The 22,926-nt window shown below is 44.7% G+C and carries 23 protein-coding genes; 8 read left to right on the top strand and 15 right to left on the bottom strand.

Annotated features, from left to right (window positions below; all coding sequences use genetic code 11):
- Positions 1–94: 94 nt before the first annotated feature.
- From R7Z50_RS12055 to R7Z50_RS12045, 3 genes are all read right to left on the bottom strand, one after another.
- A complete protein-coding gene (locus R7Z50_RS12055) occupies positions 95–1,681 on the bottom strand; it encodes an AbgT family transporter (RefSeq protein ID WP_182016223.1) in 1,587 nt (528 codons plus the stop codon).
- Positions 1,682–1,910: 229 nt separating this feature from the next.
- Complete coding sequence (gene ykgO / locus R7Z50_RS12050; protein WP_005380299.1) at positions 1,911–2,036, bottom strand: type B 50S ribosomal protein L36; 126 nt, start codon at positions 2,034–2,036, stop codon at positions 1,911–1,913.
- 3 nt (positions 2,037–2,039) lie between these two features.
- Positions 2,040–2,300 (bottom strand): type B 50S ribosomal protein L31, encoded by a 261-nt coding sequence (locus tag R7Z50_RS12045; protein ID WP_318149101.1) that lies wholly within the window; start codon positions 2,298–2,300, stop codon positions 2,040–2,042.
- Between the two features lie 123 nt (positions 2,301–2,423).
- On the opposite strand from R7Z50_RS12045, the gene tsaA reads away from it, so the two are divergent.
- The 5 genes from tsaA (at position 2,424) to R7Z50_RS12020 (ending at position 6,301) form a co-directional block, all read left to right on the top strand.
- The gene (gene tsaA, locus R7Z50_RS12040) at positions 2,424–3,119 is read left to right on the top strand and encodes a tRNA (N6-threonylcarbamoyladenosine(37)-N6)-methyltransferase TrmO (protein WP_025768239.1); all 696 of its coding nucleotides are present in this window, start codon (positions 2,424–2,426) and stop codon (positions 3,117–3,119) included.
- Positions 3,120–3,230: 111 nt separating this feature from the next.
- The gene (locus R7Z50_RS12035) at positions 3,231–4,946 is read left to right on the top strand and encodes a proline--tRNA ligase (RefSeq protein WP_005380292.1); all 1,716 of its coding nucleotides are present in this window, start codon (positions 3,231–3,233) and stop codon (positions 4,944–4,946) included.
- Between the two features lie 177 nt (positions 4,947–5,123).
- Entirely contained in the window at positions 5,124–5,792 is a 669-nt protein-coding gene (locus R7Z50_RS12030; RefSeq protein WP_017820764.1) for a tellurite resistance TerB family protein, read from the top strand.
- Between the two features lie 111 nt (positions 5,793–5,903).
- Positions 5,904–6,110 (top strand): YaeP family protein, encoded by a 207-nt coding sequence (locus R7Z50_RS12025; protein ID WP_005391765.1) that lies wholly within the window; start codon positions 5,904–5,906, stop codon positions 6,108–6,110.
- The gene (locus tag R7Z50_RS12020) at positions 6,110–6,301 is read left to right on the top strand and encodes a DUF4250 domain-containing protein (protein WP_005380289.1); all 192 of its coding nucleotides are present in this window, start codon (positions 6,110–6,112) and stop codon (positions 6,299–6,301) included. Before R7Z50_RS12025 ends, R7Z50_RS12020 begins: the two co-directional genes overlap by 1 nt.
- Before the next feature lie 104 nt (positions 6,302–6,405).
- Here R7Z50_RS12020 and R7Z50_RS12015 read toward each other — a convergent pair whose 3' ends face one another.
- Positions 6,406–7,770: a sodium-dependent transporter gene (locus tag R7Z50_RS12015; RefSeq protein ID WP_318149100.1), complete on the bottom strand. Its 1,365-nt coding sequence runs from the start codon at positions 7,768–7,770 to the stop codon at positions 6,406–6,408.
- A 378-nt stretch (positions 7,771–8,148) separates the two neighbouring features.
- On the opposite strand from R7Z50_RS12015, the gene R7Z50_RS12010 reads away from it, so the two are divergent.
- Positions 8,149–10,695: an Ig-like domain-containing protein gene (locus tag R7Z50_RS12010; RefSeq protein WP_258481354.1), complete on the top strand. Its 2,547-nt coding sequence runs from the start codon at positions 8,149–8,151 to the stop codon at positions 10,693–10,695.
- Positions 10,696–10,785: 90 nt separating this feature from the next.
- On the opposite strand, the gene R7Z50_RS12005 is transcribed toward R7Z50_RS12010, so the two are convergent.
- Together R7Z50_RS12005 and R7Z50_RS12000 are read right to left on the bottom strand one after the other, a co-directional pair.
- Positions 10,786–11,529, bottom strand: coding sequence for a YggN family protein (locus R7Z50_RS12005; RefSeq protein WP_172563512.1), 744 nt, complete (start codon positions 11,527–11,529; stop codon positions 10,786–10,788).
- Between the two features lie 61 nt (positions 11,530–11,590).
- Positions 11,591–12,070 (bottom strand): GreA/GreB family elongation factor, encoded by a 480-nt coding sequence (locus R7Z50_RS12000; RefSeq protein WP_005391761.1) that lies wholly within the window; start codon positions 12,068–12,070, stop codon positions 11,591–11,593.
- A gap of 76 nt (positions 12,071–12,146) precedes the next feature.
- On the opposite strand from R7Z50_RS12000, the gene R7Z50_RS11995 reads away from it, so the two are divergent.
- Positions 12,147–14,072, top strand: a complete 1,926-nt coding sequence (locus R7Z50_RS11995; RefSeq protein ID WP_256913658.1) for an ATP-dependent DNA helicase RecQ — start codon at positions 12,147–12,149, stop codon at positions 14,070–14,072.
- Here R7Z50_RS11995 and dinB read toward each other — a convergent pair.
- A complete protein-coding gene (gene dinB, locus R7Z50_RS11990) occupies positions 14,069–15,133 on the bottom strand; it encodes a DNA polymerase IV (protein ID WP_411913450.1) in 1,065 nt (354 codons plus the stop codon). The two genes, R7Z50_RS11995 and dinB, sit on opposite strands and share 4 nt — an antisense overlap.
- A 76-nt stretch (positions 15,134–15,209) precedes the next feature.
- Positions 15,210–15,443, bottom strand: a complete 234-nt coding sequence (locus R7Z50_RS11985) for a DUF2789 domain-containing protein (protein WP_005380277.1) — start codon at positions 15,441–15,443, stop codon at positions 15,210–15,212.
- A 187-nt stretch (positions 15,444–15,630) separates the two neighbouring features.
- On the opposite strand from R7Z50_RS11985, the gene R7Z50_RS11980 reads away from it, so the two are divergent.
- Positions 15,631–16,848, top strand: a complete 1,218-nt coding sequence (locus R7Z50_RS11980; RefSeq protein ID WP_042521393.1) for a diguanylate cyclase — start codon at positions 15,631–15,633, stop codon at positions 16,846–16,848.
- A gap of 158 nt (positions 16,849–17,006) precedes the next feature.
- On the opposite strand, the gene nqrM is transcribed toward R7Z50_RS11980, so the two are convergent.
- The 7 genes from nqrM to R7Z50_RS11945 all read right to left on the bottom strand — a co-directional run bounded on the left by nqrM (position 17,007) and on the right by R7Z50_RS11945 (position 22,922).
- The gene (gene nqrM / locus R7Z50_RS11975; RefSeq protein WP_005380273.1) at positions 17,007–17,240 is read right to left on the bottom strand and encodes a (Na+)-NQR maturation NqrM; all 234 of its coding nucleotides are present in this window, start codon (positions 17,238–17,240) and stop codon (positions 17,007–17,009) included.
- Between the two features lie 22 nt (positions 17,241–17,262).
- Positions 17,263–18,267, bottom strand: coding sequence for an FAD:protein FMN transferase (locus R7Z50_RS11970; protein ID WP_005380272.1), 1,005 nt, complete (start codon positions 18,265–18,267; stop codon positions 17,263–17,265).
- A gap of 157 nt (positions 18,268–18,424) precedes the next feature.
- Positions 18,425–19,648 (bottom strand): NADH:ubiquinone reductase (Na(+)-transporting) subunit F, encoded by a 1,224-nt coding sequence (nqrF, locus tag R7Z50_RS11965; protein WP_005380271.1) that lies wholly within the window; start codon positions 19,646–19,648, stop codon positions 18,425–18,427.
- A gap of 33 nt (positions 19,649–19,681) precedes the next feature.
- Positions 19,682–20,278 carry an NADH:ubiquinone reductase (Na(+)-transporting) subunit E gene (gene nqrE / locus R7Z50_RS11960; protein ID WP_005380270.1) on the bottom strand — a complete coding sequence of 199 codons (597 nt, stop codon included), beginning with the start codon at positions 20,276–20,278 and terminating at the stop codon, positions 19,682–19,684.
- Positions 20,279–20,285: 7 nt separating this feature from the next.
- A complete protein-coding gene (locus R7Z50_RS11955; protein ID WP_005380269.1) occupies positions 20,286–20,918 on the bottom strand; it encodes an NADH:ubiquinone reductase (Na(+)-transporting) subunit D in 633 nt (210 codons plus the stop codon).
- Positions 20,918–21,688: a Na(+)-translocating NADH-quinone reductase subunit C gene (locus tag R7Z50_RS11950; RefSeq protein ID WP_005380267.1), complete on the bottom strand. Its 771-nt coding sequence runs from the start codon at positions 21,686–21,688 to the stop codon at positions 20,918–20,920. The genes R7Z50_RS11955 and R7Z50_RS11950 overlap by 1 nt, the downstream gene beginning before the upstream one ends.
- The gene (locus tag R7Z50_RS11945; RefSeq protein ID WP_005380265.1) at positions 21,678–22,922 is read right to left on the bottom strand and encodes an NADH:ubiquinone reductase (Na(+)-transporting) subunit B; all 1,245 of its coding nucleotides are present in this window, start codon (positions 22,920–22,922) and stop codon (positions 21,678–21,680) included. The genes R7Z50_RS11950 and R7Z50_RS11945 overlap by 11 nt, the downstream gene beginning before the upstream one ends.
- Between the last annotated feature and the right edge of the window lie 4 nt (positions 22,923–22,926).

Below are 22,926 nucleotides of genomic sequence, written 5' to 3'. Positions count from 1 at the left end.
AATCAGGTAAGCCTGCGTACACAGTCTCAATCGATAAAAAAGCCTGCGACGTTCGCAGGCTTTTTATAATGGAGCTGTGTGAGGTAACCGTTTTCTACGGTGTGTAGTATGTTGCTGCGCCAGGGCCTACTGGTAAACCAAATACGAATACCCATAGGTAGAACAGCACACTCCAACCTACAATGAAGCAGATTGAGTAAGGTAGCATGGTCGCGATCAGCGTACCGATACCTAAGTTCTTCATGTAACGAGTCGCTACGGCAAGAATCAAACCAAAGTAGCTCATCATTGGAGTAATGATGTTTGTCGTCGAGTCACCAATTCGGTAAGCAGCCTGAATCGTTTCCGGTGCATAACCAACAAGCATCAACATAGGAACAAAAATCGGAGCCGTTACTGCCCACTGTGCCGATGCCGAACCAATCATTAGGTTGATAAAGCCACACATCAGGATGAAGGCAAAGAACAACATTGGGCCAGTTAAGCCAATTTCTTGCAGGAAGCTAGCGCCAGCAACCGCGAATACCTGACCGAAGTTAGTCCATTTAAAGAAAGCAACGAACTGAGCCGCAAAGAAAACTAATACAATGTACATGCCCATAGAAGACATAGATTTCGCCATTGCATCAATTATATCGCGATCCGTCTTCATCGTGCCCACAACTTTACCAAACACAAAGCCTGGAATAGCAAAGAACACAAAGATGAATGCCACGATACTTTTCAGGAATGGTGAACCTGCAATTGTACCTGCATCAGAACGTAGGATGCCGTCTTCTGGAACAACCGTCCAAGCAAGCAGCGCTGAAACAACCAGTACAGCAACACCTGCTAGTTTTAGGCCTTTCTTCTCAATGTCTGTTAAGCCACCCATTTTGTCGTTCGACAAATCTTCTGAGGCTTCTTCTTCACTGTATTTGCCAAGCTTTGGCTCAACAATTTTTTCAGTAACAAACGCACCTGTGATTGCAATGAAGAATGTCGACACAAACATGAAGTACCAGTTAACTTCTGGACCAACAGTGTAAGTTGGGTCGATCATTTGCGCCGCCGTTTCAGTAATGCCTGACAACAGCGGGTCAACCGTACCAATAAGTAGGTTTGCTGAGTAACCACCAGATACACCAGCGAACGCCGCAGCAAGACCGGCAAGTGGGTGACGACCTAAAGAATGGAACAGCATTGCAGCCAGTGGAATAAGTACCACATAGCCAAGCTCTGATGCCGTATTTGAAATGATACCCGCGAAAACGACCGTCACTGTTACCATGCGTTGAGATGCACCCATGACTAAGCCACGCATTGCTGCAGATAGCAAGCCTGAGTATTCAGCAATAGCAACACCCAACATCGCAACCAATACCGTACCCAAAGGTGCAAAGCCGACAAAGTTTTTCACTAGATTGGTAACGATTAGCTCAAGGCCATCAGCGTTAAGCAAGCTAACGACATGAATCATGCCATCCGCGGCACGACCTTTTGCACCCTCAGGACGAGGGTCAACTACGGAAACTTCGAAGTATCCTGCAATACCCGACATCACCAGAATGGCTAAACAGAAAATGGCAAATAGTGTGATCGGGTGGGGTAATAAGTTCCCCAAATATTCGACAGTATCCAAAAAGCGCGTAAACAGCGGCTTCTTAGGCGAGTTTTGTTTAATTGAATCAGATGAACTCATCTGTTCCCTCCTTGTTTTTATTCCTATGCAAATGTGACAAAAATGTCAAAAAGCGTGCGAAGGGTACTTGAGTAGAAGGTCAAATAAAAGCCCTAAATGTTACAAACTGTGACGAACAGAGGCATTTATAACCAACATTGAATAAAAATGTAGATATTTCATCCATGTAAGATAATTAACTCAATATTATCAATTAAACAAAACCATAAGTTAGATATATGCAGGTTGATTACTTTTGCACAGCTTTGAATCTCGGGTTCGTTTTACAAATGACATAAAGACGCCCTCTCCGTTTTACAATCTGGCAATCCGGATGACGACTTTTTGCACTTTTTAATGATTTTACTACCTTCATGATTTATTCCTTTTCGCTCTTAAATTGACCAAAACGACGGTTGAAGTTCGCAATGCGACCTTCGGTTTGTACAACGCGCTGTTTACCGGTGTAGTACGGGTGAGAAGCTGACGACACATCTAACGTAAAGTAAGGGTAAGTTTTGCCATCTTTCCATTCTATGGTTCTCTCCGTTTTCAACGTAGAACCAACGACAAAGTACTTATCTACACTGGTGTCGTGGAACACCACAGGACGATATACAGGGTGGATTCCTGGTTTCATAATACTTTTCCTTTTAATTGAATTGTTATGTTATAACATTTTAATTAATAATCATTATCAACAAGAAAAGCAAGAGAAATTTGTGATACTTTTCATCTCAATGAATTCTTAAAGATGTCCACCATGTATTCCATCGAACCCATCGGCGTCATTGAGACACCGTACAAAGAAAAGTTTGCAGTTCCGCGCCAACCACGCTTAGTACCAGAGGCTAAAGCACGCGTAAAACTGTTAGGTGCAGCAAATAGCCCTGAAGCAGTGCGTGGGCTAGAACAGTTCTCTCACGTTTGGTTGTTGTTTCTATTTGATCAGAATCTGGAAGCTGGTTGGAAACCAACTGTACGTCCGCCACGATTAGGCGGCAATGAACGAATTGGTGTCTTTGCCTCGCGCTCGACTTTCCGTCCAAACGGAATCGGAATGTCAGCCGTTGAAGTGAAAGGAGTCACTAAGCAAGGCGATCAAATCTATCTTGATTTAGGCAGTGTAGATCTCGTGGATGGGACACCGATTGTGGATATTAAGCCTTATATTCCCTATTCGGATTCTATTTCGGAAGCACAAGGCGGATACGCAGACCAAGAACCAGAAAAGTCACAAGTCACCTTTTCTGCTCAAGCATTAGCAACGATAGAAAATCGACCCGATACTGACTATGTAAGATCAGTCATTGAACAAGTTCTGGCACAAGATCCTCGCCCTGCATATAAGAAAAACAAGCCGGACGACAAAGAATATGCGGTAAATTTGTTCGACTTGAACGTAAAGTTCACAGCAACAAGCAACTTAATAACGGTTACCGCTATTGAAAGCTTTTGACAAACGCAATTGGCTGATATTATAGACGGCTAACAAATTTCCCTTTCGGGAACTCCCATACTCCTGCTTATTCAAGCTTGAGTATCTAACTTAAATAAACGGATAAATTTAATGCGTACCAGTAATTATCTTCTTTCTACTCTGAAGGAGACTCCAAACGACGCAGAAGTAGTGAGCCACCAGCTCATGCTACGTGCAGGTATGATCCGTAAGCTGGCTTCAGGTTTATACACCTGGCTACCTACTGGTCTACGTGTACTGCGTAAAGTCGAAAACATCGTTCGTCAAGAAATCGACAATGCAGGCGCAGTCGAAACTTTGATGCCCGTTGTTCAGCCGTTTGAACTATGGGAAGAGACAGGCCGCAGCGAAAAGATGGGCCCTGAGCTACTTCGCTTTACTGACCGTCATGTTCGTCCGTTTGTACTTAGCCCAACCGCTGAAGAAGTGATCACTAGCCTTGTTCGCAATGAAGTGAGCTCTTACAAACAGCTTCCGCTAAACCTGTACCAAATCCAAACTAAATTTCGTGACGAACGACGCCCACGTTTTGGCGTAATGCGTTCACGTGAATTCTCAATGATGGATGCGTACAGCTTTGACATTGATAAAGACGGCCTACAAAAGTCATACGACGCAATGCACGATGCTTACTGTAAAGCATTCGATCGCATGGGTCTGGATTACCGTCCTGTACTTGCAGATAGCGGTGCTATCGGTGGTAGCGGCTCTCAAGAGTTCCACGTACTGGCTGAAAGCGGCGAAGATATCATCGCATTTTCTAGCGAGTCAGATTACGCGGCAAACATTGAAAAAGCAGAAGCACTAGCTCCAGCCTCTGAGGCTGCGGCACCAACACAAGAAATGACGTTGGTTGATACGCCAAACGCGAAAACAATCGCTGAATTGGTTGAACAGTTCGAACTACCAATTGAAAAAACAGTGAAAACACTTTTTGTGAAAGCATCTGACGAAGTTGATGCGCCAATCATCGCGCTTATTATTCGTGGTGATCATGAACTGAACGAAGTGAAAGCAGAAAACCTTCCTCAGGTTGCAGCTCCACTGGAAATGGCATCTGAAGAAGAAATTCGTGCGCTTATCGGTGCAGGCCCTGGTTCACTAGGCCCTGTTGGCCTTAAACTGCCGTTCATTGTTGACCGCAGCGTTGCGGTAATGAGCGACTTCGGTGCGGGCGCGAACATCGATGGCAAACACTACTTCGGTATTAACTGGGGTCGTGATGTAGAGCTTGGCCAAGTTGAAGACCTACGTAACGTTGTGGAAGGTGACCCAAGCCCATGTGGCAAGGGCATTATCCAGCTTAAGCGTGGTATCGAAGTTGGCCATATCTTCCAACTAGGTAACGCTTACTCCGCAGCGATGAACTGTGGTGTACTGGGTCCTGATGGTAAGAACGTCATCCTAGAAATGGGTTGTTACGGTATCGGTATCACTCGCGTAGTAGCGGCTGCTATTGAACAAAACCACGACAAATACGGCATCATCTGGCCAGATGCAATCGCACCATTCCAGGTAGCGATCGTTCCAATGAACATGCACAAGTCAGAAGAAGTGAAAGAAGCCGCTGAGAAATTGTACGCTGAGCTAACGGCAATGGGCATCGAAGTGCTATTTGACGACCGTAAAGAACGCCCAGGCGTAATGTTCTCTGACATGGAGCTTATTGGTGTACCGCATACAATTATTATCGGTGACCGCTCAATGAAAGAAGGCAACTTCGAATACAAGAACCGTGCTACTGGTGAGAAAACAGCAGTCGCAATGACTGACATTGTTGAGCACGTAAAAGCTCAACTAAAGTAAGCACTAGACGAGTTCGCATTTGAAGTAGTTTCAAATAGTTAAAAAGGGTTGGCTTCGGTCAGCCCTTTTTATTACAGCTCAACGCCCCCCTCCACCTTTTTCGAACTATTCACTTTGTTAATCTTTGGTTCAGCTTCTTGCTATTAAACTGATTTCATCATCTAAAGGAGGTCAGTTATGGATTTAAAAAGTCTTCTAAACCAAGCACTCAAATCAGACTTACTTAAGCAAGGTGCAGATGCATTGGGCAAACAAACCAACAACATCAAATCCTCATCAAATTCAAGTAGCCTAAAAACGCTAGGAGCAGGTGCTGTAGGCGGAGGCCTCATCGGTATGCTGATGGGCTCAAAGAAAAGTAAAAAAATGACTAAAAAAGTAGGGTCAAGCGCATTAAAAGTCGGTGGCGCAGCTGCGCTTGGAGCCTTGGCCTACAAAGTGTATAACGACTGGCAAGCCAAGCAATCCGGTCAAGGTGTTCAAGAAACCTTTGACCCCGATGACAGTAAACACAGTGTCTTAATTTTAAAAGCAATGATTGGAGCTGCAAAAGCTGATGGTCACGTTGATGAAGAGGAAATGGCGCGCATTGAACAAGCTCTCGCGGATATGGGCGCAGATGAGCACGTTCGTCACCTCGTTCAGCAAGAGTTAAACAAACCGCTTGATCCTGCTGAAATTGCTAATCAGGCGACCTCTCCTCAACAAGCGTCAGAAATTTACCTGGCGTCTTTGATCGTCGCTGATGAACAAAACTTTATGGAAAAAGCGTATCTGCAAGAACTAGCAAAACAACTTCAACTTTCACCAGAAGTCACCCAGCAGTTAGAAGCACAAATGCAGTGATTAAATCTCGCTCAAGCAAACCTTCAACTTGAGCCAAAACAACTCTGTACTTTGAGTTTCAAATCCGCTGTGTGTATATTGAGATAAGTTATCATTTAGTGGAAAGAAAACATGCAAGTATACGGCTGTTGTGAACTGGTTCGTGAGCTTTATGCTCAGATTGGTAGTGGCGATCAAGCTTATATTCCCCAAGCAATTTCATGTGCAGTTAAAGCACTGAACGATGTTGCAGCGGATGAGTCCCTGCCTAAAGAAGTGCGTGAAAAAGCGGCATTTGCTGCGGCAAACCTACTGATTTCAGATTTTGAGGATAAGTAATGAATCTAGCGAACTTTGAATCCATGGATCCTGTCATGCTGATGAGCATTGTGAATATGAAGCTACGCGACGACTTCGGTGGTGACTTAGATAAACTGGTGGCTTTCTTCGATATCGAACGCACAGCACTGGAGACAAAACTGGCTTCTGCTGGTTTTGACTTTCTTCCAGAAGCAGGACAATTCCGTTAATCAACACCATTCTTGGCGGATAACCGAAACGAGGATAACCAATATGAAAAAGGGCTTGATGAGTTACCATCAAGCCCTTTTCTTTTATTCGATAGGCGTCTCGGTTAGCCAAATGAAGCCCAGATGACTGTCGCCACAAGAATTGGACATACAAACTTCACATACGTAGGCCATAACTTACCAAACCAACCTTGCGTAAACTCCGGGCAACCTTGCTCAAGCTCTTTGATTTTTGAGTTGCGATTCCATACCCAACCACCAAATAAGCAGAATAAGAGCGCAGCGGTTGGTTGTAGATACTGAGTAGCAACCGTCGCGACCATACCAAATAGAGCACCAAAATTATAAACAATCACCACACTGAACAAAGCAATGAGACCACCTAAAACCCAGCTCGTTGCGCTGCGCTTAGTATTGAAGCGCTCACTCACTAAAGCCACTGGACACTCTAACATTGAAATGGAAGACGTTAGCGCCGCAATCGTCAGCAATAAGAAGAACACAATAGAGAATAATTGACCAAGCAAACCTAAACTATCAAACATTAGTGGCAATACCGTAAACACTAACGTATCTGAGCTTAAGAGAGAGCCATCTTCTGCATAGATTTGAACGCCCTTTTGCATTGCTACAAACATCGCTGGCATCACCACTAACCCTGCAATGAAAGCAACGGCAGTATCTACCATGGTCACGTTCATCGCCATCTTTGGTAGGTTTTCTTTCTTACTCAAGTAAGACCCGTAAATCAACATTGAGCAGCCACCGATCGTAAGCGAGAAGAAGCCCTGTCCCATTGCAGCAAGAATCAACTTGCGGTCCCATACCTTTTCAAAATCCGGCACTAGGTAATGTTTCAGACCTTCCATCGCACCGTTTTGCGTCATGATGTAAGCAAATAGCAGAGCAAACAGAACAAACAATGCTGGCATCAAACGTGTGGACCACTTCTCAATACCTTGTTTTACGCCACCTTGTACGATGAGAATCGTCAGTACATAAAAAGTAATGGTTCCGAACAAGTTACGTTCAACACTAAAGCCCTTTAGCCATTGAGTTGCAGCTTCTAACCCCATTAGATCTGTGATTGCACCCAGTAAAAAGCAGATCAACCAACCACCAACAATTGAATAAAACGCTAAGACAGCGCTTGGTACGCTTAAACCAATCCAACCCACAATGCCGCCGAGCTTTTTACCGGCAGGGTTATCTGTGATTGCACGCATACTGTCTACAGGGTTGGCTTGACCATGGCGACCAATCGCCATTTCAACCACCAGCATCGGAAATGCGACGATAAGAATCATCACCAAATAAACTAACAGGAAAGCACCGCCACCATTACTGGCTGCTTGAGTTGGGAAGCCCCAAATATTGCCAAGGCCAACTGCGGCACCTGCGGCAGCTAAGATGAACCCGAGACGAGAGCCAAAATGCTCGCGAGGCTGAGAAGAGGTTTGCTGTGTCATACTACTCACACAAAAATATCATTGAACTAGCTAACTAGTACACTATAGCAATATTCACTATTCAACAAGAGCACCTCGGTTAAATCCTCGACAGTTGAAACAATTTGTAGTCATTCAGCTTGTAAATTTTAACGTACATCTCATATTCATCGCTCAAAAGCCTCGCGACTGTTGTTCGTTTTACGTGGCTGAATTTTGCCAATCCTTCTGCCGTGAAGTGAGCCGAAAAATAATGAGCTCTGGTGTAAGGGACGAACTGTTCCTCGTGATACTGTGTCGAAAAGCAGAATATTGTGCTTCGCTTTTTCCCCCTAATGTCTATTTATCAGCTAGTTATTACTCTGTTCTCATTTATACCCATGATTCAAGGAGAGGAAAATGAAGGTCACCCTACTTCACGGAGCGATGGTTGTAGCACTCAGCGCCAGCTACCAAGCTCAAGCCTATAACTGTCAAAGTCTACCCGACTGGGACAGCACTGCGACTTATACATCGGGCGCTTTAGTAAAAACGCAAGGAGCCGCTTATGAGGCTGCATATTGGACGCAAGGCAATGATCCCGTGACCAACTCAGGATCTTGGGAAGCATGGAAAGCGTTAGGGCAATGTGATGGTGGAAGCAACAATTTATCACCAACGGTGTCGTTCTCCTCTCCAATAAACAACGCACAAATTCCCGAAGGCAGTGCGATCACTTTGTTAGCCAACGCAGCTGACGAAGATGGCCAAATCACACAAATTGAGTTTGTTGCAGGCAACCAAACCGTTGCTGTGGTAACTCAAGCACCATTCGAAGCTTCTTGGACAGCTATTGAAGGGATCTCGCAATTGACCGCAATTGCGACAGATAATGAGGGAGCTGTTAGCACCACGACGATTTCTATCCAAGTTCAACCACAAGTCGAATTACCGCCACCAAGCATTTCATTGACAAGCCCAGTAGGCACAGAAGTGCTTAATGTAGGCGATAACCTAACCGTAGCCGCTCAAGCTGACGATATTGATGGTGTGGTCACACAAGTTGAGTTCTTCGTAAACAATCAATCTGTCGCCATTGATACTAGCGCACCTTACGAATATCAATGGACCGCTAGTCCAGGTACATACTCGTTCAAAGCACAAGCGACTGATGATACAAACCTCGCAACGATGAGCCAAGAAGTAGCGCTGGTTATTAGTAATTCAGAAACCGGAACGGGCGGATGTGCAGATGCAGTACCTTATGTGGCAGGCACAAGTTATCAAGCTGGCGACCTGATTTCTCACTTCAACCAAAAATATCGTTGTGATGTTGCTGGTTGGTGCTCCTCGGATGCGACATGGGCTTACGAGCCTGGTGAAGGGCTATACTGGCAAGATGCTTGGAGTGGCCTAGGTGCTTGTTCGACACCACCGCAAGTTACCATTACGGCACCAACGGATGGACAAGTCGTGCTCGCTGGCAGCAATAACGAAATCACGGCAAACGCAAGCGATGCTGATGGCACAGTCACGCAAGTTGAGTTTTTTGCGAACAACACCAGCTTAGGGGTCGCCACTCAAGCGCCATATTCCGTTACTTGGAACGCCACACTTATTGGCGCTAACCAGCTTAAAGCCGTCGCAACCGATAATGATAACAACACGTCAGAGTCCCTGGTTGGTGTGGAAGTCAGCGATAAAGATTTGGTCGTCTCTCTGACTTCACCAAGCAGCGGTCAAACCGTCGGATTAGGCAAAAGTCTCGCATTAAGCGCCGATGCAACGTCTTTAACTTCAGGCATTAAACACGTTGATTTCATGATCAACGGCTCTATTGTTGCAACCGATACCACAGCACCTTACACAGCCAACTGGACACCAACTGCACTTGGTAACTTTACAGTTAGCGCCCAAGCTGTGGATTTGTCAGGAAGCAATGCACTGTCTGACGCCGCAGCAATAACGGTGGTTGAGCAAGTAGAGAAACGCCATAAACTCATCGGTTACTGGCACAATTTTGTAAATGGTGCGGGCTGTCCAATTCGTCTAGCAGATATGGCAGATGCTTGGGATGTGATTGATATTGCCTTTGCTGAAAATGATCGCAACAGTGATGGCACTGTGCACTTTAATCTATATTCAGGCGATATTTACAGCGATTGTCCAGCACTCGATCCAACACAATTCAAGCAGGACATGGCAGCGCTTCAAGCTAAAGGTAAGAAGTTTGTTCTCTCTCTTGGCGGCGCAGAAGGCACGATTACGCTGAATACCGACCAAGATGAAGCCAACTTTGTCTCTAGCCTAACAGGTCTTATCGCTGAGTGGGGCTTTGATGGTCTAGATGTGGATTTAGAGAGTGGTTCTAACTTAGTTCATGGCTCGCAAATTCAAGCTCGCCTTGGTCGTGCTTTGCTTCAAATAGAGCAAAACATGGGTGGAGATATGTACCTAACCATGGCGCCTGAGCACCCTTATGTTCAAGGTGGTTATGTGGCTTACAGCGGTATTTGGGGGGCGTACATCCCTGTGATTAACGAGACACGCAGCACGCTCGACTTGCTTCACGTCCAGTTATATAACAACGGCGGTTTGCCAAACCCATACCTGCCAGGCAGTGCACCAGAAGGCTCTGTGGATATGATGGTAGCGCAATCTAAAATGCTTATCGAAGGTTTTGAGTTGGCCGACGGCACTCAATTTGCACCATTGCGCGATGATCAAGTCGCAATCGGTTTACCTTCAGGTCCTAGCTCGGCAAATTCAGGGCAGGCTCCAACACAGAATATTATCAACGCACTAGATTGTTTAACCAAAGGCACTTCATGTAGCACCGTTAAACCAGCGTACCATTACCCGAATTATGCAGGAGTAATGACATGGTCTATCAACTGGGATCAGCATGATGGTTTTAACTTCTCAAAACCTGTCGGCGATAAACTCACCGAGATGAATGCGCAATAAGCTATCAAAGAATAAGCGAGTAAAACGCAAAGAGAGCACAATAGTGCTCTCTTTCTTTATCTCATCGAGTTTTTACTTTTTAATGAGTAATTAAATCGTAAATACTCGGTAATCTTTTAGCTCAGGGATTTTCTTCAACAGATCGTCTTCTTGCCCTGCCATGTCATCCAACGAGTCACACAAGTCTTCTGCTTGTTGCTCTACCTCTTTCGAATGCTCAGCTAAACGCTCTTCTACTTTCGCGCTGAGTTCAGCCATACTCTCCGATAATGCAGTGAGGTTTATTCCTCCCTCTTCCTTCATTTTTTTCGATAAAGCATCCAACGAACTCGCTAAAAACTCTTTATTGAAGATCTCTTGTGCTTTTGCAAAGTCTTCAGTCCACCCTTGTGTCATGGACTCAAAACTTTCCGCTGGTAGAATGAAATCGCCATCTTTGTAGTAACGTGATTCAACATCAGCGAAAAAGTCCTGTACTGCGACTTTGACGTTATCAAACGCGCCAGGTGCGTCTAGGCTTTCCGCGACATCATCAATAATATCATTTGCAAGCGCTAAACCATCACTCGCCAACTGCTTTGCTTGTGGAATATACGCGTTCATTTTTTCGCGATAGTCTTCAATTGCCGCTTTCTGGTCAGAATTGAGTTCAATTAGCTCACCTTTGATGAAGAGGTTGTTATCCTCATCCACGACAGCTTTATCACCTGTCGTTTGGCGAATTTCCAAGCTTTGCCCATCCATACGGACTTCATTATTGATGTCCACACGACACTGCGCTGCATAACCAGTAGCACTGACCATCAGCAATGAGAGTGTAAAAAGCTTTTTCATGTCATTCTCTTTTATTTAACATTACTCGTGTTAAACATAACACTGAGTGATACATGAGATGTCAGCAAATCGTCACGACTTCGTAACAAGTTGTTTTATCTCCTATTTTTACGTCAACCTCATCACCTTCTTCTTTTCCGAACAACGCTCGACCCAGAGGAGATTTAGCTGTTAAGACAAAGACTTCCTGAGCCTGATATTGAACAGTCAAACCACCAGAGCAAGGGCCTACAAAGAAGTGCTTTTCAAGCAAATTCTCATCTGCGAGAACAACGTAAGCACCAACACCAACAGGCGCATTCTTAAAGTCGCGAGTCACTAAAGAACGATATTGACGCAATTCCTCTTCACTATCTTGGATTCGCATGGCTTGTCCATGAGCAAGATACGCGGCTTCAAGTGCCAATGTATCGTACTTGTGCTCGGGAACAGTTTCTTCATCTGTCGCGGCATCGATAGCTCGCTGAGCCGATGCATGGGCAACTTGAAGTTTTTCTTCCAGATGTTGGATGATAATTTGGACTAAGTCAGCTTTGTTCATACTTTTAGGACGCGCGTTTAGTATTCGGGGTGTGTTAATGTAGCCAAGTTTACCATCAAAGAAAGGTTTCCCTATTATGCAAAGTGACTCGCTGCATCAAACACTTCAATCTGTATTTGGTTTTGACTCATTACGCCAAGGTCAGCAACCCGTTATTGAAGCCGTTATGAATGGTTACTCTGCTGCGGCAATCTTTCCTACAGGCTCGGGGAAGTCACTCTGTTATCAACTACCTGCAACCATATTACCCAACCTTACGTTGGTGATCTCTCCGTTGTTGGCGTTAATGAAGGATCAACTGAGCTTTTTACAAAGTAAAGGAATCGCTGCCGCTTCTATCGATAGCAGTCAAAGTAGAGAAGAAGCACAAAAGGTCATGGCTGGCGTGAAGAATGGACAAATCAAAATCTTGATGATTTCTGTTGAGCGGCTAAAAAACGAGCGTTTTCGTGAATTCATTCGCCAAGTACCGATTTCTTTGATGGTCATTGATGAAGCGCACTGTATTTCCGAATGGGGGCATAACTTTCGTCCAGATTATCTCAAACTACCGCAATATCAACGTGAACTGAACATCCCACAGTCTTTACTTCTCACCGCAACGGCAACGCCTGCAGTTATTGAAGACATGCAAAAAAAGTTCGATATTGCCAGTGAACATATTACCGTTACAGGCTTCTACCGCCCCAATCTGGATATATCGGTGATCCCGTGTGAGGAAACAAAGAAACAAGAACAGCTCAGTGAGATCATCGCCTCTTCACCTAAGCTTCCGACCATCATATACGTGACGCAACAGCAAACAGCAGAACGAGTAGCAAAGTCATTAATCCATATTGGCATTAACGCTCACGCATACCACGCTGGCATGAAAAGCGACGTTCGTGCACAAATCCAACAGCAGTTCATGGATGGCCAAATTGACTGTATTGTTGCAACGATTGCATTTGGTATGGGGGTCGATAAATCTGATATTCGACGCGTCATTCACTTCGACTTACCCAAATCAATCGAGAACTACGCACAAGAGATTGGACGTGCAGGCAGGGACGGGCAACGCTCTGAGTGCATTCTGCTAGGCAATACGTCCGGCTTAACGGTGTTGGAGAATTTTGTCTATGGTGACACACCAGAATTTGCGTCAATTAACTATGTAGTCGAGCAAGCGAAAGAACATGCTCCACAATGGGAGGTAGTGCCACTGCGTTTGTCGCGTGAAAGTAATATCCGCCAATTGCCACTCAAAACCTTGTTGGTTTATTTGGAGCTACATAACGTCATTGAAGCAAAGTACAGTTACTTTGCAGAATATCGGTTTAAGTTTTTGCACGATCAGCAATTTATTGTGAATCAATTTCAAGGCGAGCGACGTCAATTTGTGGAGGCTATTTTTTCCTGCTCACAAAAAGCCAAAGTGTGGTGCCAAGTTGATCTAGAAGCGCTATGGATGAACTATCAATCGGAACGCAGCCGAGTTGTCGCAGCGCTCGACTATTTTCACCAGAACGGCTGGATAGAACTAGAGAGCAAACAACTGACGGACGTGTACTCAGTTATGCCAACCAAACAGAGCTCGGATGTTTTAATCCAACAACTGTCTGAACTGTTCCAATCCAAAGAAAGCAAAGATATCGAAAGAATCCACACCATGCTGCACTTGTTCCAGTCCGAGCACTGTTTGAGCTCACAATTGGCGAACTACTTTGCGGATCACGATGCACCAAAGCAATGTGGTCACTGCTCCGTGTGTCGTGGTCACGTCGCCACATTCACAGCACCAGAACCTGAAGATATTGAACAATCTCAAGTATCGATATGGGCGCAGGAGTTTATTCAGCTTTCCCCATCGGCCATCAGTAATGATGCCGTTGCTCGCTTCTTGTGCGGAATCAGCACTCCTTTGATTAGCCAGCTAAAAGCCTCAAAGCTAGCAGGTTATGGTGCAATGGCAAATGTAAGTTTTGAGCAGGTATTAACGCAGGTAGAAACGGTAAGGGCCTAAAAAAAGCTCAATTGACGCGCTTGGTCTTCGGGCTTGAGCATCACGTTCAAGCCTAAAAGGCGAATTTCCCGTCCATTTTGGCGTTTAAGAATATCTCTTAGCAAGATCTTGAAGTCCTCAAGCTCTAATTGCGGATGGATGTGCTCAATTGTTGTCAGTTGAAAGTCGGCAAATTTGACTTTAATACCTTGTTTAATAATCGACTTATCTGGGCTTGCACGCTCTAAACGTTTCTCGAGTTCAGGATAAAGTTTCTCCTCAATCACTTGCCAACATTCACCATAGGTTGCGATGTTCTGGCTGAATGTCCTTTCCACACCGACGGACTTTCTCTCGCGCTCAACAACGACTTCTCGATTATCAATTCCATGGCTTCGCTGCCATAAGGAGGCACCCTGACGACCAAACTGCCTCAACAACTCTCGATAGTCACTGTTTTTAATGTCCTCACATCGATAAAAACCGGCTTGGTGGAGCTTCTCAAGACTCACCTTCCCCACGCCAGGAATATTCTCTAACGGAAGACTATCGATAACCTCTTGGACTTTCTCTGGCGGAATCACAAACTGACCGTTGGGCTTGTTCATGTCTGACGCGACCTTGGCAAGAAACTTAATCGGAGCAATGCCCGCCGATGCCGTCAACCCAAGTTCACTCCAGATATCACGGCGAATTGACTCTGCGATCAACGTTGCGGAGCCACGGCAAGCTGTCGAGTCCGTGACATCGAGGTATGCTTCATCCAATGAGAGAGGTTCAATGATAGGCGTATAACGCTCAAAAATAGCACGAATCTGCTGAGAGACTTGCTTATATACATGCATTCTACCGGGCACAACCAACAAATGAGGACAGAGTTGCAGCGCGCGCGCCGTTGACATTGCACTGCGAACACCATATTTACGCGCATCATAATTACAGGTGCTAATCACTCCACGCTGCTTTTCATGTCCGCCAACAGCGAGTGCAATGCAACGGTAACTGGGGTTATCTCTCATCTCTACGGCAGCATAAAAACAATCCATATCGACATGAATAATTTTTCTAATTCGATCTGACATAGCCATCAAAGCACTGTTCAAAAAAACAGTATAAATCAAATCTACCTGAAGAGAAATGGGCGTGTTTAAACGAACGTCAATCTCGAAGCATTACGTCCAGTTGATCGACCAATTCGGCCCAATCTGCATCTTCTTCGATGGCTTGTTTTAGAAAGTTCGCCTGTGACATCGTCCAAAAGCTAGCTTCATGTAAAGGCGCAGAATCTCTTTTGTGTCGATGTTGATTAATAAAATCTTTCATTTCTTGAGGAGAGCTACCGAGGCCCAGTTGTTGAAATAGCTCAGCCATACCATGTTGATGCATTTCCATACTACTTTCTCCCTACGTTAGCTAAACATAATTATATAACTAAGACAGGAATAATGATGTGATGTTAACGGATGCGTGTCAAACATTTGAGTAGTTGTTCTACTTTTGGTTGACATGTGTTTTTTGATGGCGATAAGTTTAATTTTAGTTATCATTGATTTTAAACAATTAATTTTGGGGACTGCGCTTGAGTAATAAGATTCTGGTTGTTGAAGATAGTCGTGCATTTAAAAACTTTCTTTGCCAAACAATAAGCCAAGCTGGTTATGAGGTCATCGCAGCGGAAAGCTACGCGGAGGCAAAGAACTTGTTATCTTCAGCACAGGACCTCTTCTGTGCGGTTTTAGACTATTGTTTACCGGATGCTCAAGATGGCGAGATTATTGATCTCGTTTTGGAACATGGTCATCGTGTCATTGTTTTAACGGCTCGATTTCAAGAAGACACTCGCGAAAAGATGCTTGCAAAAGGTGTCCTCGACTATATTTTGAAAGACAGCATGGCGTCCGTTTCCTATCTATTACCACTCCTCAAGCGACTAACCAACAATCAACAACACAAATGTTTAGTCGTTGATGATTCACACACCGTAAGAAGACACATTGCCCAACTTTTGGAGCATCAATATATTCAGACGTTGGAAGCTGACAATGGGCAAAAAGCCCTAGAGCTTGTCGAGCAAAATCCAGATATCACTCTCGTTTTAACCGACCATGATATGCCCGTTAAAGATGGCATTACTATGGTGCGTGAATTACGTCGGAAGTGGGATAAAAATCAATTAGCCATTCTCGGCTTGTCGGGTAGTAACTCTAAGACCATGACGGCTAGGTTTCTAAAAGCAGGGGCCAATGACTTTTTATACAAGCCATTTAATCAAGAAGAATTTTTTTGCCGTATTCACCAACTGTTAGATATCAAAGACGCAACATCTGAACTGTTTAAAATGGCAAATCAAGATGCGCTAACGGGCTTATGGAACCGCCGCTTTCTGTTTGAGCAGCCCCATGTAGAAAACGCTCAAAGAAACATCGCGATGCTTGATATCGATTTCTTTAAGCAAGTAAATGATACATACGGACATGAGGGCGGCGATGCAGTGTTAGTCATGATAGCGAATATTCTAAAAATCTATTTTCCAAATGATATTGTCGCTAGGCTTGGTGGCGAGGAGTTTTGTATTCAAGCCAGTGGCGACTATGACGGCTTTCTAACACGCTTAGAACAAATGAGACAGCGCATAGAAAAAACGCCAATAACTTATTTGGACAAAAACATTCTTGTGACCGCGAGTATTGGTGTAAGCAACATCGAGGGGGAGCTGGAACAACAAATAAAAGTGGCGGATGAGCGACTTTACATGGCCAAAGAGAACGGACGTAACCAAATCATTTCTTCGTCCTAATGACTATCAGTGTGGTCTTGCTCTGTAACATGAGAGAAAGAAACAACAAAACACGGTATTGGGCTCTTTCTCGGACATCTGAGCTTTGGTTAGCTGCCTAAAAATAAAGCTCAGCAGAACGCTGAGCTTTATCACTTTCTTAGTACGATTAACCAATACTAAGCAATTCTATCTTTTTCCCACGCCGCCAATTTCTCAGCACGCGCAGCCTCGCGCGCTTCACGTTTTTTACGCGCATCGCAGGGTTCTGGACAATTACACACTTTTTCGATGCCAACTGCCCCTAAGCCACCACAGCTACCTTTCACGACTTTCTTTTGGAAAATGTATCCGACAGCCATTGCAGTGATTACCGCGACAAACACAGCAAAGGTAATTAGAAATGTATTCATAAAAACATGCTCACTTCTGTTGTTATTTCTTCATGAATGGCTTGTATGCTTCCGAAGCCAACTCTTTAAAACCATCTTCCGTTTTCACAATCATGAAAACAGGAATATTATTTTCGTTCGCAATTGCCATGCCTTTGTCTTCACCTAGCACCATAAGACCAGTTGCAAGACCATCAGCAGTCATCGACGATTTATCTAATACCGTTACAGACACCACTTTATGATGAATTGGTTTGCCTGTTCGTGGATTAATAATATGAGAGTATCTCACACCATTACTCTCAAAGTAATTACGATAGTCACCACTTGTTGCAATTGCCATGTCGCCTGGTTCAATAATTTCTTGAATTGAACGTTCATCAACGGTCGGTTTTTCAATTGCGATACGCCAAGGCACACCTTCACGATTGACACCTTTGAGACGCATTTCACCGCCAACTTCGACCATAAAGTTCTGTACCCCTTCAGATTGAAGGTAGTCAGCAACCACGTCAACCCCCCAACCTTTCGCAATCGTCGATAGGTCGACGTACAAGTTAGGAAGGTCTTTGGACAGTGTATTACCATCAACAGATAGGTGGTGAATACCGGTATTTGCTTTGCGAGCAGCGAGTTCTTCATCGGTTGGAACTACATCTGGACGAGCTTCTGGACCAAACCCCCACAGGTTAACTAGAGGGCCGACCGTCACATCCAATGCACCTAAAGTAAGACCGTTAAGGCGAATTGCTTCTTTCACTACCGTTGCAGTTTGTGTCGAAACTGTAAATGGCTCGCTCGTTTGATGCTGATTAAAACGACTTAACTCTGAGTCGTCACGATAGGTCGACATTTGGTCATTAACCTCTTCCAATAAGCGATCAATTTCTGTCTGCATCGCTTTTGGCGTTGGAATACCATCTTGCTCGATATACTTGATGTTGTAAGAAGTCCCCATGGTAGGGCCACTTAAATGAATTTGATCGGCAGGCTGCTCACAGCCAGCCAAAATCAATAGAGAAGCAAATGCAACAAGCCACTTTTTCACTTGTTAACTCCCAATGTTGTTGAATTGATATGGGAAATAGGATCAATCCTTTCAATCCGATTACCTATATCAACTGTTGAGTATCAGTTTTATGTCTATAAAAAATAATGGCTAGCTCTCTTGGAGAGCTAGCCATAGATTCAATCACTTGGAGGAATTAACCACCGAAGTCATCTAGTAGGATGTTTTCATCCTCTACACCTAGATCTTTCAGCATGCCGATTACAGCAGCGTTCATCATAGGTGGACCACACATGTAGTATTCACAGTCTTCTGGCGCTTCGTGATCACGTAGGTAGTTCTCGTAAAGAACGTTGTGAATAAAGCCAGTGTAACCATCCCAGTTATCTTCTGGAAGTGGATCAGACAGTGCACAGTGCCATACGAAGTTGTCATTCTCAGCTTGTAGCATATCGAAATCTTCTACGTAGAACATTTCACGCTTAGAACGTGCGCCATACCAGAAAGACATCTTACGCTTAGAGTGCAGACGCTTAAGTTGGTCGAAGATGTGTGAGCGCATTGGAGCCATACCAGCACCACCACCAACGAATACCATTTCTGCATCTGTATCTTTCGCAAAGAACTCACCAAATGGACCAGAAATAGTACACTTGTCGCCTTCTTTTAGAGACCAGATGTACGAAGACATGATGCCTGGTGGTACGTCTGGGTTGTTCGGCGGCGGAGTTGCGATACGAACGTTAAGCATGATGATACCGTGCTCTTCTGGGTAGTTAGCCATAGAGTATGCACGAATGGTCTCTTCATTAACTTTAGACTCGTAACGGAAAAGGTTGAACTTCTCCCAGTCTTCACGGTATTCCTCAGGAATATCGTAGTCTGCGTATTTCACGTGGTGAGCAGGAGCTTCAATCTGGATGTAACCACCAGCACGGAAAGGTACTGATTCGCCATCTGGAATTTGCAGCTTAAGCTCTTTGATGAATGTCGCTTTGTTATCGTTAGAGATAACAGTACATTCCCACTTCTTAACGCCGAAGATTTCTTCAGGAAGCTCGATATCCATGTCAGTTTTCATTGCAACCTGACACGCTAGACGCTCACCTTCACGTGCTTCACCTTTAGTAATATGGTCAAGCTCGGTTGGTAGGATGTCGCCACCACCTGATTTAACTTTTACGCGACACTGACCACATGAGCCACCGCCACCACAAGCAGAAGATACGAATACGCCAGCACCTGCTAGAGCACTCAGTAGCTTACCACCTGGTTGTGTAACGATCGCCAGAGAAGGGTCATCGTTCACAGAAATTGTAATGTCACCTGTTGGTACAAGCTTAGACTTAGCGAAAAGAATCACTAGTACTAGTGCAAGTACGATCAGAGTAAACATCACTACACCAAGAATAATGTCCATTGACTATTCCTTAATTGTTGCGGTTTACCCGACTTACAGTTGAACACCAGAGAAAGACATAAAGCCTAACGCCATAAGACCTACAGTGATAAATGTGATACCAAGACCACGTAGACCTGGAGGTACGTCAGAGTACTTCATCTTCTCACGGATACCTGCAAGAGCAACGATTGCTAGCATCCAGCCCACACCAGAGCCGAAACCGTAAACGATCGATTCAGCAAAGTTGTAGTCACGTTGTACCATGAAAGATACACCACCGAAGATTGCACAGTTTACTGTGATCAGCGGTAGGAAGATGCCTAGCGCGTTGTACAAAGGTGGGAAGAAACGGTCTAGGACCATCTCTAGAATCTGTACAAGTGCTGCAATTACACCGATAAAGGTGATGAAGTTTAGGAAGCTAAGGTCCACGCCCTCAACTAACGCGTTCTCTCTCAGAACTAGGTTGTATACCAGGTTGTTCACAGGAACAGCGATAGTCAGAACTACCACAACTGCAACACCTAGGCCGAAAGAGGTCTTAACCTTCTTAGATACGGCAAGGAAAGTACACATACCTAGGAAGAAAGACAGAGCCATGTTTTCGATGAAAATCGATTTAACTAACAGACTAATGTAATGTTCCATGACGTCCTTACTCCTTCGCTTCTACTTGTTCTGGTTTCAGAATACGGATTACCCAGATAAGGAAGCCGATTAGGAAGAATGCTGATGGTGCTAGTAGCATTAGGCCGTTAGGCTGGTACCAACCACCGTTGCTCACTAGAGGTAGAACTTCTAAGCCAAATAGTTTGCCTGAGCCAAATAGCTCACGGAAGAAACCTACAGTGATAAGAACGAAACCGTAACCTAGACCGTTACCAATACCGTCAATAAGAGATGGTACCGGCGCAGACTTCATTGCGAATGCTTCAGCACGACCCATTACGATACAGTTAGTGATAATCAGACCAACGAATACAGATAGCTGTTTAGAGATATCGTATAGGTAAGCTTTTAGCACTTGGTCTACCACGATTACTAACGATGCGATGATTGCCATCTGAACGATGATACGCACACTGTTAGGAATGTGGTTACGGATCAATGAAACAGAGAAGTTAGACAACGCAGTTACAAATGTTACCGCTAGTGTCATTACAAAAGCTGTTTCTAGTTTAGTTGTTACTGCAAGAGCAGAACATACACCAAGAACTTGTAGCGCGATTGGGTTGTTATCCAATACTGGCGCTAGAATGCTCTTTTTAACGTTTTGTGCACTAGACATTAGTTAAGTTCTCCGTCACGAACTTTTGCTAGGAAAGGACCAAAGCCCATATCACCTAACCAGAAGTCAAATGTGTGTTGAACACCATTACTAGTGAGCGTAGCTCCTGATAGGCCATCAACACCGTGCTCAGAACCTTGCGGTGCGCCGCCTTTCACGACCTTAATCGCTGGCTGGTGATCTTCATTGTACAATTTCTTGCCAATGAATTGATCGCGCCATGAAGGGTTCTCTACTTCACCACCAAGTCCAGGAGTTTCACCTTGCTCGTAGTAAGTAATAGCAGACACAGTGTTACCATCAGTTTCAACGGCTACAAAGGCATACATCATCGACCATAGTCCTTTACCGTGCATAGGCAGGATAACTTTTTGGACTTCATCTTGATCTTTTACAAGGTACACCACTGCTGTATTCGCGCGACGACGGATATCAGCGACGTCTTCTTCTGGTGTCAATGCGATTGAACGTTCTGCATCTTTTGATGCTTCACGTTGATCGTACGTAGATGCATTACCCTCAGTAAAGTTACCTGTTTCAAGGTCCACTAGACGAGGTTCGATGTACTCAGCAAATAGCTCTGGTACTTTCTTACCGTTTGCGTCAATGCCTGCAACTTCAACGATCTTTGATTGCTTATCTAGGACAGCGTTAGCTTTTTGCTTATCACGCAGACCTACTGCTGCTGTTGATACGATGATTGAACAAACAAGGCTCAACCCGATAACAACACCCAGCGTCTTTTTAATGCTGTCGTTATTACTTGCCATAGCGTGCTAGTCTCCGCTTGATGTTCTTCTCAATCACTACATGGTCGAACAGAGGTGCGAATAGGTTCGCGAATAGAATCGCCAGCATCATACCTTCTGGGTACGCTGGGTTAACTACACGGATCATCACACACATTGCACCAATCAGGATGCCGTACCACCATTTACCTTTGCTAGTAAATGACGCTGATACTGGGTCCGTTGCCATGAAGAACATACCGAATGCAAAACCACCTAGAACTAGGTGCCAGTGCCATGGCATATTAAACATTGGATTAGTGTCAGAACCGATCACGTTAAACAGAGTCGATACTGCGATCATACCGATCATTACACCCGCAATGATGCGCCATGAAGCGATTCGCATGTAAACGATCATCGCTGCACCGATCATTAGAGCTAGAGTCGATACTTCACCAATAGAGCCAGGGATGTTACCGATGAACGCGTCCATCCAAGTGATAGGTGCGCCAGTTACTGTGTTAACTAGAGCACCGTTACCACCTTGAGCCCATTGGCTAAGAGCAGTTGCACCAGAGAAGCCGTCAGCTGCAGTCCATACTACGTCACCCGAAATTTGTGCTGGGTAAGCGAAGAATAGAAATGCACGACCTGCAAGTGCAGGGTTAAGGAAGTTACGACCTGTACCACCGAAGATCTCTTTTGCTACAACAACACCAAATGTGATACCTAGTGCCGCTTGCCATAGAGGTAGCGTTGGTGGAACGATAAGTGCGAATAAGATAGAAGTTACAAAGAAACCTTCGTTAACTTCGTGTTTACGCACCATACAGAACAACACTTCCCAGAAGCCACCAACAATAAATACTGTTGCGTAGATTGGCAGGAAGTAAGTCGCACCTAGTAGCATCTTACTGCCAACACCCGCTTCCGCACCGATAGTGCCGCCAAGCATTTCTGTTAGCCAGTAGTGCCAGTTACCTGCGATAACTGTCGCTAGTTGGTCACCAGCGTACATGTGGTTAAGTGCTGCAATAGCTTGGCCACCTGCGTTGTACATACCCCAGAACATTGCTGGGAATACCGCAAACCAAACCATGATCATGATACGTTTTAGGTCAACGCTATCACGAACGTGCGAGCTTTTATTTGTTACGATACCTGGCGTGTAAAAAACTGTTGCTACAGCTTCGTACAGGGCAAACCATTTTTCGTGTTTGCCACCAGGCTCAAAATGATGCTCGATGTCTTCAAGAAACTTTTTAAGAGCCATGAAA

It is taken from the genome of Vibrio sp. 1249-1 (assembly GCF_033340495.1).
Note: the sequence above shows the minus strand (reverse complement) of the source record. Positions and strands in the feature narration are given on the sequence as shown.